We start from the raw sequence: 15,891 nt of genomic DNA, 5'->3' as shown, positions 1-15,891 counted from the left end.
CCGGCGGGAAGCGCTAAGTTCCGCGGCCTCGTCGGCGAACGTGTCGCTGCGAGGCGTTGCGTTACGTCACCGATTGAGGCCCGCGCCACCCTCGCGCGACAGTGAAGACGATCCGCCGCCCGCTGATCCGCCGCCCGCAGAACAAGGAGCCTCGATGCCGGACCGCATCCACCTCGCCGTCGCCCTGGACGGGGCCGGCTGGCATCCCGCCGCCTGGCGCGAGCCCGGCGCCCACCCCACCGCACTGACATCAGCCGCGTACTGGCGCGATCTGATCCGCACCGCCGAAGGCGCCGGGGTGCTCTTCGCCACGATCGAGGATGCGCTCAGCCTCGGCGGCCGTTCGAGCGAACCGGATGCCGAGACGCGGCGCGACCGCGTCCGCGGGCGCCTCGACGCGGTGCTGCTGGCGTCGTTCCTGGCCCCGGTCACGGGCCGGATCGGCCTCGTGCCCACGGTGACGACGGCGCACCCGGAGCCCTTCCACGTCGCGACCGGGCTGCAGACGCTCGATCACGCGAGCCGCGGACGCGGGGGCGTGCGGCTCGTGGCCGGATCGACGGAGCAGGAGCGAGCCAACTTCGGACGCCGCACCGGCGGCCCTGCGGGCCTGCCCGCGTCGGGTCGGGTCGAGGACGACCCGGCGCTGCTCGGTGCGTTCCGCGAGGCGGGCGAGGTCGCCGAGGTGATCCGCCGGCTCGCCGACTCGTGGGAGGACGAGGCGATCGTGCGCGACCTCGAGACGGGCAGATTCCTCGACCGCGACCGCGTGCACAACATCGACTACGCGGGCGAGTTCTTCTCGATCACCGGCGCCTCGATCGTGCCGCGCTCCCCGCAGGGCCAGCCGCTGATCACCGCCCTCGCGCACCAGAGCGTGCCCTACCGCTTCGCCGCGGAGCACGCCGACCTGGTGTTCATCACCCCCTCCGACGCGGCGTCGGTGACCGGCATCCTCAATGAGCTGCGGGATGCCGCGGACGCGGTGCGCACGCTCGACGAGCCGCTGCGCGTGTTCGCCGATGTGCTCGTGCTCGTCGAGGAGACGCGCGAGGCCGCCTCCGCCGTGTGGGACCGCCTGCAGGATCGGGCGACGCTCACCACCGACGCCCGCGTGGTCGTCGGCACCGCCGACGATGTCGTGGACGAGCTGCGGGCCCTGGCCGCGGCCGGGGTCGACGGCATCCGCCTGCGTCCGGCCCGCCTGCCCGCCGACCTCGAGGCCATCGCCGCGAGCGTCGTCCCGCGGGCGGCGGAGGCCGGCATCCTGCGGCCCGACGACGCAGCGGCGACGCTGCGCGAACGTCTCGGACTCCCCCGCCCCGCCAGTCGCTACGCCCGTCAGGAGGTCGGCGCATGACCCGTCGGCAGATCCACCTCGCCGCCCATTTCCCCGGTGTGAACAACACCACGGTGTGGACCGACCCGGCCGCGGGCAGCCAGATCGATTTCTCGTCGTTCGAGTACTTCGCCCGCACCGCCGAGCGCGGCCTGTTCGACTATCTCTTCCTCGCCGAGGGGCTCCGCCTGCGCGAGCACCGCGGGCAGCTGCACGACCTCGACGTCGCCGGGCGCCCGAACACCCTCGCGATCCTCACGGCGCTGGCCGCGGTCACCGAGCACATCGGGCTCGTCGGCACGCTCAACACCACCTTCAACGAACCGTACGAGCTCGCGCGTCAGCTCGGCACCCTCGACCTGTTGTCGAACGGCCGTGCCGGATGGAACGCCGTGACCAGCTCCGACGCCTTCCACGGCGCCAACTTCCGCCGCGGCGGCTACCTCGACCACGCCGACCGCTACGTGCGGGCCTCGGAGTTCGCCGAGCTGTCGAAGGCGCTGTGGTCTTCGTGGCGCGACGACGCGATCGAGGCGGATGCCGAGACCGGAACGTTCCTGCGGGCCGGGGCGATCGCGCGGGTGCGGCACGCGTCGCGCCTGTTCGACGTGGACGCCGTTCTCGACGTGCCCCGCTCGCCGCAGGGGCGGCCGGTCATCGTGCAGGCGGGCGACTCGGCCGACGGTCGCGACTTCGCCACCGCGCACGCGGACGTGATCTTCTCGCTGCACACGGAGTTCGCCGACGCGCAGCAGTTCTACCGAGACGTGAAGGGGCGGCTGACCGCGCACGGCCGCGACGAGGACTCCCTGAAGATCCTGCCCGCCGCGACCTTCGTGCTCGGCGACACCGCCGCGGAAGCCCGCGAGCGCTCGCGCGAGATCGCCCTCGCCCAGGTGCGCCCGCAGACGGCGGTCACGTATCTCGAGCAGATCTGGAACCGCGACCTCAGCGACTACGACGCCGACGGGCCTCTCCCCGACGTCGAGCCCGACACGGGCGTCGAGACCGCACAGGGCTTCGCGGGCCGGCACGCCGCGATCCGCGCCCGGGTCGGGCAGCTGCGCGACCAGGCCGCGGCCGAGAACCTCAGCATCCGCGAACTCGTCATCCGCCTGACGGCGAACCACACCTTCGTCGGGACGCCGGAGCACGTGGCATCCGAGATCGACCGCTACGTGCAGGAGCGGGCGACCGACGGGTTCACCGTGGTCGGGCACGTCACCCCGCACGGTCTCGACGAGTTCGCCGACCGGGTCGTGCCGCTGCTGCAGGAGCGGGGCTCGTACCGCCGCTCGTACGACGAGGGTGCGACGCTGCACGACCTGCTGGGGCTGCCGGCGGTTCGCGAACGGGTCACCGCGCCGTGAGCGACGTCGTGATCGTGGGGGCGGGACCGCGGGCGGTGATGCTCGTGGAGCGCCTGCTCGCACGGCGCACGCGCGCCACGGCCGCGCCCCTGCGCATCACGCTCGTCGACCCGTTCCCGCCCGGGGGCGGCCGCATCTGGCGGTACGAACAGTCACCGCTGCTGAAACTCAACTCCATGGCGCGCGACGTGACGGTCTTCACCGACGACAGCTGTGTGATCTCCGGTCCGGTGCGCTCGGGCCCCTCCCTCATCGAGTGGGCGGAGCGCGTGCGCGACGGGCGCCTGCCCGATGTGCGGATCGACGATCCCGCGCTGACCGACGAGGTGCACGGTCTGCGCGGCGACAGCTTTCCGACGCGCCGCCTGCAGAGCCTGTACCTCGACTGGTTCTGGCGTCGCACGGTCGCCATCGCCCCGCCCGGCGTCGAGGTGCGATGGCATCCGGGCAGCGTGCAGTGGGTCGACGACACCCCCGAAGGGTGGGAGGTCGCACTCGCCGACGGCACGCGCCTGAGCGGCGACGTCGTCGTCTACGCGGTCGGACACAACGGACGCGAGCCCGAGGGCACCGCCCTCGACGTGAGCGCCGCAGCCGCCGCCGCGGGTTTCGTCTACCTCGAGCCGGCCTTCACCGCCGACGCCGACCTGTCGCGCCTCGCACCCGGCGCCGACGTCATCGTGCGGGGGATGGGACTGGCGTCGGTGGATGCCGTCGTGCTCCTGACCCAGGGACGCGGGGGCCGCTTCTCGCGCCGCGCCGACGGCAAGCTCGCCTACACCGCCTCGGGGCGCGAGCCGCGTCTGCACCTCGGGTCGCGGCGCGGTGTGCCGTACCGGTCGAAGGTGGCGTCCCAGGTGCAGGGCGATGCACCCGAGCGCGAAGTGCTCACGCCCGCGGCCATCGCCGAGCTGCTGGATCGACCGGGCAGCATCGACTTCGTCGACGACGTGTGGCCGCTCATCGCGCGGGAGCTCGTGTGGGCGCACTATCGCGAGCTCTTCACCGGGCATCCCGAACGGGTCGGCACCACGTGGGAGGCGTTCCGCGCGACGCTGCGGGCCGTCGACGGCGACACAGCGGCGCTGCGTCGCGCCGTCGCCGAGGTGGTGCCGGATCCCCTCGACCGTTTCGACGTGCGCACCCTCGACGTCCCGCTGGGCGAGGAGACCTTCCTCGATGAGCGGGCGGTGCACGCGCGTGTCCGCCGGCACATCGCCGACGATCTGCTGCTGCGCACCTCGGCGGAGCACAGCACGACGCAGGCACTCTTCCTCACGATCCTCGGGTCCTTCCTCGCGCTCGGCGACATCCCGGTCGATCGATGGAGCGCACGCTCGCGCGCGGTCGACCTGCCCGTCACCTGGCACACCTTCTTCAGCTACGTCGCGTCGGGACCGCCGCCGCACCGGTTGGAGGAGCTGCTCGCGCTCGCCGACGCGGGCGTCGTGCGCTTCCTCGGCCCTGACCTGACGGTGCACCTCGACCCGCCCCGGGGCTTCGTCGCGACCTCCCCCCGCCGCGCGGGCGAGGTCGTCGCCGCCGCTCTCGTCGACGCGTGGCTGCCCGCACCCGCCGCGGCAGCGAGCGACAACCCGGCCCTGCGCGAGCTCGCGACCCGGCACGGGCGGGAGGTGCACGTGGCCGACGAGCAGTTCGCCGGCTCCCTCGGCCGCATCGACGTCGACCCCGACGGGCGGGTGGTCTCGCGCGACGGCATCGCGCAGGAGACGCTCTTCGCGCTGGGTCCTTTCACCGCGGGGCTCGAGGCCGGGGCCTTCACCCGACCGAACTCCAACGCCCTTTCGCTCCGCCACACCGACCGCGTCGCGGGGGCGGTCATGGCCGCCGTCACGACACGTCGGGTCGCCGGCATCCGCTGATCCGATCGGGAACCCGCGCGGAGGCCCGGAGGCCACTGTGCGTCCCGACCTCCGGCAGGACCGCATCCACGGGATTCTTCGGCGCCGATCAGCCCCGGCGCGCCGCATCGACGCCGCGTGGAGGCAGGATGGAGCCCTGCGCAATCCGAACCCGGGCGCGCGGCGAAGACTTCTCGTAGTGCGACGACGCCACGAAAGGACGACATGCGACTGGCGACGACCCTCCGGCGGTTCGAACTCGACACCCGCCCCATCCACCCCGAGACGCGCCGCGCCCTCGACCGGCGGTGGGCGGAACTGCCTGAACACGCCAAGACCCCGAGTCAATTGCTCGGGCGCAGCGCCGTCGGGTGCGAGGGGACGCACGGCGTCTTCCCCAAGTGCAACCTCACGTGTTCGCCCTGCTACCACTCGGCGGACGCCAACAAGGTACGCATCGACGGCGACCACACCGTCGACAACGTCACCCGCCAGATGGACTATCTGCGCGAGGTGCGCGGACCACGCGCCCACGCCCAGCTCATCGGCGGCGAGGTGAGCCTGCTCAGCGCCGAGGACCACGCCCGCTCCCTGCTCGCCATGCGCGCCGTCGGCCGTGAGCCCATGTCGATGACGCACGGCGACTTCGACTACGACTACCTGCTCGACGTCGTCCTCGACGAGGACGGCAAGCCGCGCTTCGACAAGGTGTCGTTCGCGGCGCACTTCGACTCGCTCATGCGCGGCCGTCGCGGTGCCGTGCGCCCCCGCGGCGAGGCGGAGCTCAACCCGTTCCGCGAGAAGTTCGCCCGCATGTTCGTCGACCTCAAGCGCGACCACGGCGTGAGCAGCTACCTCGCGCACAACATGACGGTCACCCCCTCGAACGTCGCGGAGGTCGAGCAGGTCACGCGCGACGTGCTCGAGATGCCGTTCGACATGATGTCGTTCCAGCCGGCGGCGTTCATCGGCGACGACCGCCGCTGGCGCGAGGACTTCGGCGAGGTCACGATCGACGCGGTGTGGGAGAAGATCGAGGCCGGCGCGGGGCAGAAGCTGCCGTGGCAGGCGACGCAGTTCGGCGACCCGCGCTGCAACCGCTCGACCGTGGGTGTGCGCGTCGGAAAGACCTTCGCCCCCGTGCTCGACCCCGAGGACCCGAAGGACATCGCGGCCCGCGACAGGTTCCTGTCGCACTTCGGCGGCATGATCTTCGGCGGCATCCCCCGTCACGTGTTGGCCGTCAAGGTCGTGCGCGCCCTCGCGTCGCATCCGCGCGACATCCCTCCGCTGATCGGCCTGATGGCGCGCGTGCTGCGCCGCGCGGGTGGTCTGCGACAGGTCGTGTCGGCGGCCCGCCGCGGCAAGGTGTCGTTCAAGACCTTCGTGATCCACAACTTCATGGATGCCGAGCAGGTCGCGCCCGCGTGGAAGCTCATGGAAGAGGGCGTCGTCGCCGACGACCCGCTGCTGCGCGAGACGCAGGAGCGCCTGGGCGCGTGCATGTACGCGATGGCGCACCCCGAGGACGGCCGTCTGGTGCCCGCGTGCGTGCAGCACTCCGTGCTCGACCCGGGAGAGAACGAGGAGCTCCGCCGCATCCTGCCGTTGCCGACGGTGCGTCCGGGCGCCACGGTGACCGCGCGCCCCTCGGGTCTGACCGCGGTGCGCGAGACGGGCGCGCGTACGGCCTGAGCCGCGTGCGGGAAGCCGCGGGTCGGAGGATCCCGGCTCGCGGCGCATGCTGCCGGTACGGGCTGATCGGGTGCGCTCTGCGCGCCCCGTCGGCCGGGCCGCCCCGCTCGACGTCAGCCCGCGACGACGTGCGCGAGCTCGGCCGCGATCGACACGGCGACCTCATCGCCGGGCCGCAGGCCCGACACCGATGGCACCTCCGCGTGCAGCGTCAGCGCGCCCGCGCGCACCGTCACCTCACTGCGCGCACCCACCGGCCGCCGCGCCCCGACCGTTCCGACGACGCCGAGGGAGGCGGCATCCGGTCGGTCGCCCACCCGCACGTCCTCCTGGCGGAAGACGAGCGTCGCCGCTCCGTCGGCGAGACCCGTCGCGGCGAGCTCACCGAGCGCACTGCGATGGATGCCGCGGCGCACCTCGCCGGGGACGGCGTTGCGCGTGCCCATGAGCTCGGCCGCGCGCAGACTCCCCGGGCGGCGGTAGGCCTCGACGACCGTGCCCTCGTGCAGCAGCCGGCCGTGCTCGACGAGCGCGATGCGGTCGGCGACCCGTGCGGCTTCGTCGCGGTCGTGCGTGACGAGCAGGATCGTCGGGGCGACGTCGGCGCGCACCGCTTCGAGCAGGTCGTGCATGTCGGCCCGCAGCGCCGAGTCGAGCGCGCTGAACGGTTCGTCCAGCAGCAGCACGGCGGGCTCGGCGGCGAGGGCGCGCGCGATCGCGACGCGCTGCTCCTGCCCGCCCGACAGCTCCCCGACCCGGCGTCGGCCGTAGCCGGCGAGGCGCACGGTGTCGAGGTACCGCTCTGCGCGCTCGCGGGCGCGGGCACGCGGCATCCCGGACACCCGGTCCGAGAATGCGACGTTGTCGAGCACCGACAGGTGCGGGAACAGCAGCGACCGTTGGAAGACCATGCCGACGCCGCGCTGCTCGGCGGGGATGGGGGCGACGTCCCGATCGGCGATGGCGACCGTCCCTCGATCCGGGGTCTCGAGGCCGGCGACCACGCGCAGCAGGGTCGATTTACCCGAGCCGCTGGGTCCGAGCACCGCGGTGCAGCTTCCCGCGGCGACCGTCAGCGACAGGTCGTCGAGAGCGGGGGCCGTCGAGGCGGGGAAGGTCTTGGTCAGGCCCGTCAGGACCAGGTCGGCGCTCACGCGACCACCTCTTTCCGGGTGCGGGGGTGCCGACGATGCCCCAGAGCGAGGACGCCGACGAGCAGGATCACGGGGGGCACGATCGACATCAGCGACATCAGCGCCACGGCGGCGTCGTTACCGAGGCCCGCGGCCGCCGACGCCACGACGAGAGGCAGGGTGACCACCTCTCCCCCGCCGACGATGAGCGTGACGATGTAGTCGCTCCACGCCACGAGGAAGGCGAGGAACGCGGCGCGCGCGAGCGCCGGCGCGATCAGCGGCAGCTGCACGCGCCGCAGCACCTGCAGGCGCCCGGCACCGAGCAGACGCGCCTCCTCTTCGTACGAGCGGTCGTAGGCGCCGTAGGCGGTGCGCATCACGAACGCCGTGTAGGGGAGCGCCATGACCGTCAGCACCATCGCCACCCCGACGAGCGAGGGCACGTGCGCGCGCAGCAGCACGACGTTGACGCCGAGCACCGCGGCGAAGGGCGGGAGCGCGATCGGCGCGAGCAGCAGCACCGAGACGAACCGCGCCCCGGGCACGGCCCCGAAGGTGAGCGCGCGGGCGGCGAGCGCACCCAACAGCGTCGCCGTGATCGCGACGAGGATCCCGAGCACGAGCGAGCGGCCCAGCGCCGGCACCGCGCCGAACGCGATCGCCTGGTCGATCGAGCGGATGCCGAGGGCGGTGGGGAGCACGGACGGGAAGCTCCAGCGGTCGGCGAACGACCACAGCACGAGCGGCAGCAAGGGCAGAGCGAACCACACCGCGAGGACGACGGCGAGCAGTCGCCGCAGAGCCTTGCCGGCGCCGCGCGAGCGGGTGAGGGGGCTGTCGACGGCGGTCATCGCCACGCCGCCGTCCGCCGGAGCGCGGCGAAGGTCAGGGCCACCGCGGCCAGGGCGAGCGCGCTCGTCACCAGCGCCACTGCGGCCGCCTCGGGTCGCGAGTCGAGCGACACGCCCTGGAACAGGCGCACCGCGAGCACGGGCAGCGGCTCGGGCGAGGTGCGTCCCAGCAACCACAGCACCTCGTAGGAGCCGAGAGCGTAGACGAAACTGATCGCCGCTCCGATGAGGATCGTCGGCGCCGTCAACGGCAGCAGCACGTGGCGGAAGCGCTGCGCGCGACCCGCGCCGAGCAGCGCCGCGGTCTCGTCGTAGGTCTGGATGCGGGTCGCAAGCGTGCCCGTGACGATGAGGGCGATGAACGCCGACTCCTTCCACGCCAGTTCGACGATCGCGGCGCCCCACAGCGGGCCGCCGACCCACGGCGCCCACGATTCGGGAGGGATGCCGAGCAGGCGTGGCAGCACGCCGGCGTCCGACAGCAGCAGCCCCACGGTGGCCGCGGCGATGAGGTGCGGGATGGTGACGGTGAGGGTGCCGAGGGCGGCCACCGCGCGGCTGCTGCGCGTGCGCGAGACGATCACGATCGCCGCGAGCGTGCCGATGATCACCGCCAGCACGGTGCTGACCGCGGCCACGCTGAGCGAGACGCCGACGGCGGCGAACAGCTCGCCCGGACGCGCGGTGAAGGCCGCGACCCCCGGGGTGGGCCGCCCCACCACCGGCAGCAGCCCGGACGCCTGCAGCGCCGTCGCCCCGATGCCGCCGCCCAGCACCACGAGCGAGAGCACGGCGGCGGGCAGCACCAGCAGCGCCCCGCGCAGCTTCTCGCGGGGCGAGCCGGCGCGCCGGGCGACGGGCGCCCAGGTCACCGCGACAGCACGTTCTGCCGCCAGCCGTCGTCGAGCGCGGGGACCCATTCGGCGGCGAGCTCGCCGTGCGCGTTGCGCGAGATCTCGTCGTACGGCGGCACCACGGGAGAGACCGGTAGGGCGTCGAAGAGGGCGCGGTCCTCGGCCGACAGGGCGTGCAGGTCGAGCACGGGGAACTGCCCCCACACGTCGGGCTCGGCCTTCTTCGCCTGCTGCTCGGCCGAGAGGGCCACGTTCGCGACGACCATCGCGCCCGCTGCGGCGTCGGAGTTGACGGGCAGGCCGAGGAAGCTGGCGTTGCCGACCGTTCCGTCCTCGAGCGTCAGCACCTTCGTCTGCGCGGGGTAGGTGCCGTCAGCCACGAGGCCCGTGAGCGTCGCCGGGCCGTAGGTCATGGTCATGTCGACCTGACGGTCGGCGAACAGCCGGCCGAGCTCGGTCTCGTTGGCGGGGTACGTGTCGCCGCCGCGCCAGAGGTTCGGCGCGAGCGTATCGAGCCGGCTCCACAGGGCCGGTGCGAGCTCGTCGAAGGCGTCCTCGGAGAAGGCCGTGGGCACCTCGTCGGCTCCGCCCGACACGCTCGCCAGGGCTTCGCGCACGAACACCGAGCCGGTGAAATCCGGCGGCGCGGGATACGTGAACCGGCCGGGGTGGGCGTCGGCCCAGTCGAGCACCCCGGCGAGGGTGGTCGGCGGGTCGGGGATCGCCTCGGCGTTGTACGCCAGGGTGAACTGCGCCTTGTGCCACGGCGCCTCGCAGCCGTCGACGGGGGTGCCGAAGTCGGACTGCAGCAGCGGGTCGTCGGCCGAGGTGTTCGCCATCGAGGGCAGCATCCCCGTCCAGCCGCAGCGCCACGCCCCGGCATCCTTGCCCGTGCGGAAGTTGTCGCCGTTGACCCACACCAGGTCGACGCTGCCGTCGTCGCGGCCGGCCTGCAGCTCGGTGAAGACGCGGTTCAGCGCGTCACGGGTGTCGGTGACGGGAACGCGCTCGAGCGTCACGCCGTACTCCGCGACCGCGGGCGCGAGCACGTCGTCGATGTAGGCGTTGCCCTGGTCGTCGCCGCCGTACATCCACAGCTGCACGGTCTGACCCTTCGCGGCCGACAGCACGGCATCCCAGTCGGCGAACTCCGCCGTGTCGGGGGCCGCGGGCGCGGCGCAGCCGGTGAGGGCGAACAGGGCGGATGCCGCGGCCACGGTGATCGCGGCGAGACGACGTCGGTGTCGAAGGGGGGTCATGGGGCTCCTCGGTCGGGACCGGCGACCGCAGGTCGCGTGCGGACTTAGGGTATGGGGAAGCGGAGGGTGATCGATGGAACCGAACCGAACCGACGCACCCGCGGGCGGTGCGATGCGCCGACCCCTTCTCCGCCTGGTGCTTCTCGGTGTCTTCGTCGCCGTCGTCGCAACGGTTGGTTTCGTCTTCGTCCCGCACGACGTCGAACAGATCCGCGCGTGGTCGACCCAGGTCGGCTGGACGGGCGTCGTGCTCTTCACGCTGCTGTACGCGGCGCTGACGTTGAGCCCCGCCCCCAAGAACGTGCTGGGGATCGCCGCCGGTCTGGTGTGGGGCTTTCCGGTGGCGTTCGCGATGGTCTACGTCGGCGCCCTGCTCGGGGCCGCGGCATCCTTCCTGATCGGTCGCGCCCTCGGCCGCGAGGCCGTCGAACGCTTCACGGGGGCGCGGGTGGCCCGCCTGGATGCCGCGCTCGGACGCCGCGGTCTCCTCGCGGTGCTGAGCGGCCGGCTCATCCCCGTCATCCCGTTCACGCTGATCAACTACGGCGCCGGCCTGACCTCGGTGCGGCGCCGCGACTACGCCATCGGCACCGCGGTGGGCATCCTCCCGGGGTCGGCCGCGTACGTGGCCCTCGGCGCGTTCGGGTGGGAGCTGGGCCCCGGCTTCTGGACCGCGTTGGCCGCGATCGGCGTGCTCGTGATCGGCGGACTCGTCGCCGGGGCGATCGTGCGCCGTCGCCGGGATCAGCGGGGAGCCCCCGGTGCTTGACCGCACGATGCGCGCAGCGCTCTCGGGCCCCCTGGATGCCGCGGCCGCGGCCCTCGACCGTCCCGGGATCACGCCCGACCGGCTCACCGTCGCCGGCCTCGTGCTCGCCCTGGCCTCGGCCGGTGCGGCCGCTGCGCAATGGTGGGTCGCCGCCGCCGTGCTGTGGCTGCTGTCGCGGGTGGCCGACGGGCTCGACGGCACGCTCGCGCGGCGGCGCCGGGCGGAAGGCGACGGCGGGGAGAGCGAGGCGGGCGGCTTCCTCGACATCGCGGCCGACTTCATCGCCTACGGCGCCGGCGTCTTCGGCGTCGCGTGGGGCGCGACGGCGGCGTTCGGCATCCCGTGGTGGCCCTTCCTGCTCGTGCTGCTGACCTATTACGTCAACGGCACGGCCTTCCTGGCGTTCTCGTCGATCGCCGAACGCACCGGGCGCCGCCTCGACGACGGGCGATCGCTGTCGTTCCTGGGGCGCATCGCCGAGGGCACCGAGACGATCATCGTGCACGCGCTCTGGCTGCTGCTGCCGTTCTGGGCGGGGTGGATCGCGCTGGCGTGGGCGCTCTTCGTCGGGGTGAGCGCCGTGCAGCGCGTCGTGGTCGGGTACCGCCTGCTGCGGTGACCGCCGGGGAGCGGCGACCCCGGGAGGCGCCGCGCGGGTCCGGGCCGCGAGTCAGCCCCGGCGCCGCCGCACGCGCCGCAGCAGCCGGATCACCGCCGCGACCGCGCCCGTGCGCAGGGCGCCCTGGGCGTCGCGCACGGCGGCGTTCCAGCCGGCATCCGAGTACGTCGGGTAGGCGTGCAGCACGCCGGCCAGGTCGCGCACCGAGAGCCCGCGCGACACCGCCGTCGAGAGCTCCCCGAGCGACTCCCCGGCGCGCGGACCCACGATCGTCGCGCCCACCACACGTCCCTTCCGGTCGACCGCGAGCCGCGTGAACCCCGCGGTGCGGCCCTCGGCGATCGCGCGGTCGAGGTCGTGGTGCGCGGTCTCGACGATGCGCACGTCCGAGTCCGCGGCATCCACCGTCGACGTCCCCACCGCCGCCACCTCGGGAGAGGTGAACGTCACGCGCGGAACGTCGTCGAGACGTACGCGACGCGACAGGCCGAGCACCGCGTTGGTGGCGGCGATGCTGCCGAACATCCCCGCGGTGTGGGTGAAACGCGGCAGCGGCGTCGCGTCGCCGGCGGCGCGGATGCGCGGGTTGCTCGTGGCGAGGGTGCGGTCCACCGCGATCGCGCCCGAGCGGTCGAGGTCGACGCCCGCGGCCTCCACCCCCAGTCCCGTCGTGTCGACACGGCGGCCGAGGGCAGCGAGCACGCGGTCGACGACCACCGTCGTGCCGTCAGCGAGCCGCGCGGTCGTGCCCCCCACGCCGCGGGAGGCCTCGGCGAGCGTCATCCCCAGGCGCACGTCGACGCCGTCGGCGCGCAGGGCCGACAGCACCAGGGCGCTCGCGGCGGGATCCTCCTTCGGCAACAGCCGGTCACCGCGGTGCACGAGGGTCACGCGCGAGCCGAGGCGGACGAAGGCCTGGGCCATCTCGCATCCGATCGCTCCCCCGCCCAGCACGAGCAGGGTCGCGGGCAGCTCGTCGAGGTCCCACAGCGTCTCGTTCGTGAGCACGTCGACGCCCTCCGGCACGATCGGCGTGCTGCCGGTCGCGACGAGGGCATCGCGGAAGCGGATGCCGACTCCCTCGACGACCAGCGAGCGGGGACCGTCGAACCGCGCACGGCCGCGCAGCGTGTACACGCCGGTCTCAGCGAGCGTCTCGGGCGAATCGACGGGTTCGATCGCGGCGATCGCGCCCTTCACGTGGGCCATCACGGCGGCGAAGTCCACCCGCACCCCGTCGACGTGGATGCCCATCCGCGCCGCGACGCGTGCGTCGTGCGCGGCGTCGGCCGCGGCGATGAGCGCTTTCGACGGGACGCAGCCGGTGAACAGGCACTCCCCGCCGAACCCGTTCGCCTCGACGAGCAGCACCCTCGCCCCGAGCACGGCCGCGGTGCGGGCTCCGACCAGTCCCGCGCTCCCGGCCCCGACCACGACGAGGTCCCACTCCGCCCGACCTGCTTCGACGGCGGTCAGCGGACGGGCGCGGCGACGCGAGACGGAGGTCATCCCCGAAGCCTAGGGTGGTCGGAAGAGGGGGGTGGCGCGATGACGACACCGATGCGCCGCTACGGCGTCGGCGCACGCTGGTACGACGTGCTCTCGGGCGAACGCTGGGTGTACCGGGCGGGCCGGGAGGCCGGCATCCGCCTTCTCGACCCGAGACCCGGCGACACCGTGATCGACCTCGGCTGCGGCACCGGGCTGAACTTCGCCGGGCTCGTCGCGGCCGTGGGACCGACGGGACTCGTGATCGGTGTCGACCGCAGCTCCGACATGCTCGCCGTGGCCCGTCGTCGGGTCGCCGCGTCGGGGTGGAACGATTCGGTGACCCTGGTGTCGGCGGATGCCGCGACCCTCGACCCCTCCACGATCGTCGCGGCGAACGGGGGGCGCGCGGCGGATGCCGTGTTCTCGACCTACGCGCTGAGCGTGATCCCCGCGCGCGACGAGGCCTGGCGCCGCGCGTGCGCCGCGGTGCGCCCGGGCGGTCGCGCGGGCATCGTCGACATGCAGCGCCCGCGGGGCCGCTGGCGCGTGCTCGAGCCCCTCGCCCTGCTGGCGTGCGCGACCGGGGGCGCCGACATCGACGCGCACCCGTGGCGGCTGCTCGAGCGCGACGCCGCGGACTCCCGCGGCGTCGCGCGCCTCGAGCGCAAGGGCGGCCATCTCGTCGCGGTGGCGGCCGACCTCTCCCCCGCCGTCACGCGCTGACACGGCGCTGCCCCGCGTCGCCGGACACCGCGCCCCGCGACATCGCCCCACCCGCATCGCCAGCGGCGCCGCAGCCCCGGCTCCGCCCAGTCGTCGAGCGCCCCGGACACGTCGCATCCCCGCGACGCGCGCGGCGCCCCCGGACACCCGCCGGGGGCCGCGGCCGCCCCCGCGCGCTCAGCGCAGGCGCCGCCCGATCTCGGCGAGAGCCTCGGCGAACGACTCCTCCGCGCCCTCGCGTCCGCCCGACAGGTTGACGCCGACGACGCCGGGGAGCGCGAGCATCTCCTGCGCCATCGCCACCGCGAGGGCGATCCCCTCGGCGCGGGGGTCGCGAGCACGCCGCACGCGCGCGAGGAAGTCCTCGGGCAGCACGAGCGTCGTGAACGACTCCAGCAGATCGGCCGACGCGTGGTCGACCACCACCGGCACGCAGGGGAGGAATCGGATGCCGTCCCCGACCTCGTCGATGAAACGGCGCACGGGTTCCGCCCCACCGGCGTGATTGACGAAGCACACGTCGGCGCCGGCGCGGAGCTTCTCGCGCAGCCGCGCCGCGCGCCGGTCGACGGGAGGGGCGGCCGGAGAGGCGGCGACCGACACGACGTGCCCGGCGGAGCGGGCCAGGGCGGCGGCCTCGGTGGAGTCGAGGTCGAACACGGGTGCGGCGTCGGGGCGGTGCCCCGTCTGCGTGTGATCGCCTGTCACGCAGTGCACCCCGGCGACGCCCTCGACCGCGAGGGCGGCGAGCTCGCCCTCGATCGCCACCCGGTTGCGGTCGCGCATGTTGAGCCCCGTCCACACGCGCAGGCCGCGCCGCTGCAGCAGGTGCGCGCGGTACGCGGGAGGGAACTGCACCCGGGCGCTTCCCGCGTCGCCGGCCAGGACGGCATCCACTTCTCCCGTGAGGATTCCGGCGCACGCGTCGATGGATGCCACGCTCAGCGCCCGCGCCGGCAGATCGGCCACGATCCACGGACGCGAGCCGAGCGCGTCGAGGGTCGCGGTCGCGGCGGCGGTGCGCGGTGCGGGCCGTACCGCCGTAGTGCGGTCCAGACCCGTCCACGGCACGGTCGGACGGTGGACGAACGCGCACCGGTGCGCCGCGTCGACCTCGCAGGAGCCGTCGAAGCCGACCCCGCCGCACGGGCCGTACTCCATGCGCTTGGGACACGAGTCGATGAGGGGCAGCACGCTCATGCGGGGAGTGTACGAACGCCGTGTTTCGACGAATGTTCATGGCGGCAACATCGCCGAAACGCGCGCTGCCTACGCTCGTCGATACCCGCAGCATCCTCGGAGGTCGCCATGATCACGGCCGGCACCACGTTCGGTTCCGACGTCGACGACGTCGACACGCTCGTCGACGATCCGCTGACGCTGCTCGTGCGCTGGCTGCCGCCGCACGACAGCGAGCTCCGCCCCCTCGCCGCGCTGGCGACGATGGGCCGCGACGGCCTGCCCTCGCTGCGGCACGTGCTGGTCAGCGATCGCGACCTCACCGGGCTGTACTTCCACACCGATGCCGCGAGCGCGAAGGTGGCGCAGATCGCGGCGAACCCCGTCGCGGCCATGTCGGTCGCCTGGCCTGACGTGGGGCGCCAGCTCGTCGTGCGGGGGATCGTCGAGCGGGTCGGCACCGCCGACGCCGCCGAGGTGTACCGCCGGCGCTCGCGCTACCTGCAGCTGCTCGCGTGGCTGAACACCGACGAGAACGCCCACCTGCACGTGCTCGAACGCCGGCACCTGTGGGCGGAGTTCGACGCCGCGCATCCCGAGCTCGACCCGCCGGAGCGATGGGTGGGCTTCCGCGTGCGCCCCGTGACGCTCACGTTCTGGCGGGGCGACGCCCTCGGCCAGAGCACGCGTCAGCATTACTCGCTCGCGGACGGGCGCTGGACCGGCCGGATCCTGGCGGGCTGA

At 73.8% G+C, this 15,891-nt stretch carries 14 protein-coding genes; 8 read left to right on the top strand and 6 right to left on the bottom strand.

Going from position 1 to position 15,891, the window contains the following annotated elements; genetic code table 11:
* Nucleotides 1-154: 154 nt before the first annotated feature.
* From AB0230_RS16830 to AB0230_RS16815, 4 genes are all read left to right on the top strand, one after another.
* A complete protein-coding gene (locus tag AB0230_RS16830; protein ID WP_366376987.1) occupies nt 155-1,360 on the top strand; it encodes an LLM class flavin-dependent oxidoreductase in 1,206 nt (401 codons plus the stop codon).
* Nucleotides 1,357-2,709, top strand: a complete 1,353-nt coding sequence (locus AB0230_RS16825; RefSeq protein ID WP_363577592.1) for an NtaA/DmoA family FMN-dependent monooxygenase — start codon at nt 1,357-1,359, stop codon at nt 2,707-2,709. The genes AB0230_RS16830 and AB0230_RS16825 overlap by 4 nt, the downstream gene beginning before the upstream one ends.
* Entirely contained in the window at nt 2,706-4,592 is a 1,887-nt protein-coding gene (locus AB0230_RS16820) for an FAD/NAD(P)-binding protein (protein ID WP_366376985.1), read from the top strand. The genes AB0230_RS16825 and AB0230_RS16820 overlap by 4 nt, the downstream gene beginning before the upstream one ends.
* Before the next feature lie 204 nt (nt 4,593-4,796).
* Entirely contained in the window at nt 4,797-6,266 is a 1,470-nt protein-coding gene (locus AB0230_RS16815) for a hypothetical protein (RefSeq protein ID WP_315993896.1), read from the top strand.
* Nucleotides 6,267-6,379: 113 nt separating this feature from the next.
* Here AB0230_RS16815 and AB0230_RS16810 read toward each other — a convergent pair whose 3' ends face one another.
* The 4 genes from AB0230_RS16810 to AB0230_RS16795 are packed head-to-tail and all read right to left on the bottom strand — an operon-like array spanning nt 6,380 to nt 10,366.
* A complete protein-coding gene (locus AB0230_RS16810; protein ID WP_366376983.1) occupies nt 6,380-7,420 on the bottom strand; it encodes an ABC transporter ATP-binding protein in 1,041 nt (346 codons plus the stop codon).
* Nucleotides 7,417-8,253 (bottom strand): ABC transporter permease subunit, encoded by an 837-nt coding sequence (locus AB0230_RS16805; RefSeq protein ID WP_366377047.1) that lies wholly within the window; start codon nt 8,251-8,253, stop codon nt 7,417-7,419. Before AB0230_RS16805 ends, AB0230_RS16810 begins: the two co-directional genes overlap by 4 nt.
* Complete coding sequence (locus AB0230_RS16800) at nt 8,250-9,125, bottom strand: ABC transporter permease subunit (protein WP_366376981.1); 876 nt, start codon at nt 9,123-9,125, stop codon at nt 8,250-8,252. Before AB0230_RS16800 ends, AB0230_RS16805 begins: the two co-directional genes overlap by 4 nt.
* Entirely contained in the window at nt 9,122-10,366 is a 1,245-nt protein-coding gene (locus AB0230_RS16795; protein ID WP_366376979.1) for an ABC transporter substrate-binding protein, read from the bottom strand. The genes AB0230_RS16800 and AB0230_RS16795 overlap by 4 nt, the downstream gene beginning before the upstream one ends.
* A gap of 73 nt (nt 10,367-10,439) precedes the next feature.
* Between AB0230_RS16795 and AB0230_RS16790 the strand changes: the two genes are divergently transcribed.
* Entirely contained in the window at nt 10,440-11,135 is a 696-nt protein-coding gene (locus AB0230_RS16790) for a TVP38/TMEM64 family protein (protein ID WP_366376977.1), read from the top strand.
* Nucleotides 11,128-11,754 carry a CDP-alcohol phosphatidyltransferase family protein gene (locus tag AB0230_RS16785; protein ID WP_366376975.1) on the top strand — a complete coding sequence of 209 codons (627 nt, stop codon included), beginning with the start codon at nt 11,128-11,130 and terminating at the stop codon, nt 11,752-11,754. Before AB0230_RS16790 ends, AB0230_RS16785 begins: the two co-directional genes overlap by 8 nt.
* 51 nt (nt 11,755-11,805) lie before the next feature.
* Here AB0230_RS16785 and AB0230_RS16780 read toward each other — a convergent pair whose 3' ends face one another.
* Nucleotides 11,806-13,263: an FAD-dependent oxidoreductase gene (locus tag AB0230_RS16780; protein ID WP_366376973.1), complete on the bottom strand. Its 1,458-nt coding sequence runs from the start codon at nt 13,261-13,263 to the stop codon at nt 11,806-11,808.
* A 39-nt stretch (nt 13,264-13,302) separates the two neighbouring features.
* Between AB0230_RS16780 and AB0230_RS16775 the strand changes: the two genes are divergently transcribed.
* Nucleotides 13,303-13,968, top strand: coding sequence for a methyltransferase domain-containing protein (locus AB0230_RS16775; protein WP_366376971.1), 666 nt, complete (start codon nt 13,303-13,305; stop codon nt 13,966-13,968).
* A gap of 177 nt (nt 13,969-14,145) precedes the next feature.
* Here AB0230_RS16775 and AB0230_RS16770 read toward each other — a convergent pair whose 3' ends face one another.
* The gene (locus AB0230_RS16770) at nt 14,146-15,168 is read right to left on the bottom strand and encodes a methylenetetrahydrofolate reductase C-terminal domain-containing protein (protein ID WP_366376969.1); all 1,023 of its coding nucleotides are present in this window, start codon (nt 15,166-15,168) and stop codon (nt 14,146-14,148) included.
* A gap of 108 nt (nt 15,169-15,276) precedes the next feature.
* On the opposite strand from AB0230_RS16770, the gene AB0230_RS16765 reads away from it, so the two are divergent.
* Nucleotides 15,277-15,891: a pyridoxamine 5'-phosphate oxidase family protein gene (locus tag AB0230_RS16765; RefSeq protein ID WP_366376967.1), complete on the top strand. Its 615-nt coding sequence runs from the start codon at nt 15,277-15,279 to the stop codon at nt 15,889-15,891.

The sequence above is a fragment of the Microbacterium sp. NPDC089190 genome, assembly GCF_040701795.1.
In the GTDB taxonomy this organism is placed as follows: domain Bacteria; phylum Actinomycetota; class Actinomycetes; order Actinomycetales; family Microbacteriaceae; genus Microbacterium; species Microbacterium galbum.
This window is presented reverse-complemented; position numbering and strand designations above follow the sequence as displayed.